This window comes from Paraburkholderia sp. BR10937 (genome assembly GCF_040965695.1).
GTDB lineage: Bacteria > Pseudomonadota > Gammaproteobacteria > Burkholderiales > Burkholderiaceae > Paraburkholderia.
The window spans coordinates 1-831 of the sequence record NZ_JBFRCL010000154.1; the positions used below are offsets into that span (position 1 = coordinate 1).

General features: G+C 58.7%; 1 protein-coding gene and 1 pseudogene. Both read left to right on the top strand.

All coding sequences use genetic code 11. The annotated features are described in order from the left end of the window. Positions 1 to 162 (top strand): annotated as a pseudogene (locus AB4Y44_RS42410) (IS110 family transposase); the annotation flags it as partial. Positions 163 to 524: 362 nt separating this feature from the next. Next, the coding region (locus AB4Y44_RS42415) for a transposase (RefSeq protein ID WP_368702818.1) at positions 525 to 831 on the top strand (307 nt) is incomplete at its 3' end.

Sequence of the window (831 nt, forward strand, 5' to 3'; positions counted from 1 at the left end):
CTGGGCGACAAGCAAGACCGGTTCAGCAGGTGGGCCAGGAACCTGGTGGAGCGCCGCGGTTACTGGCGGGCAGCAGTCGCCATCGCAGCCAAGAATGCGCGGATGGCCTGGGCAGTTCTGAAGTACGGCGGCGACTTCAGGCGCGAGCCAGTGGCAGCGTGACGTGCGGAGCTAATCTGCCAACAACTAACACGAACACCACGATAGTACACATGACTGGATAAAAGATCACTTTGCACTGCCAGCGGTGATGTGAAGCGGGTTGGACCCGCGCGGGGCGTACCTGGACAAAATACAGGGAGCTCAATCCCGATATCCGAACGAGGTCCTCGCGCGCGTCTTTCATCAGGGTCCGGACCATTGGTCCAATATGACCGTTTGTAGCATTGCAGTCCTTCACCTTCTCACTTACACCAGCGAAGCAGCGCAGTACGTAAAGACATCAAAGCAACGTTGGGTTTGCAACCGACGGGGAGCCCTTGTAGCCATTTTGTGGGCGAGGCATATCATGAGAGGTAAAAATCATGGATATGCCGATGGACAAGAAACAGAAACGACGCACTGTCGCTTCGCAGGCAGCGGCCCGAGGGCCGCTGCCTGCCTTGCCTGAAGGGCTGCTGGACGAACTGGTCAAGGGGCCGATGACACCCGCGCAGGTCAAGGACCTGATGCTCGCCTTCAACAAGGCCGTCATTGAACGCGCGATGGGCGCCGAAATGAAGCTGCATCTGGGGTATCCATCCGGCGATCCCAGGCCGGATGGCCAGACCAACGAGCGTAACGGTGCCAGTGGCAAAACCATCATCACGGACCACGGTCCACTCAGGGTCG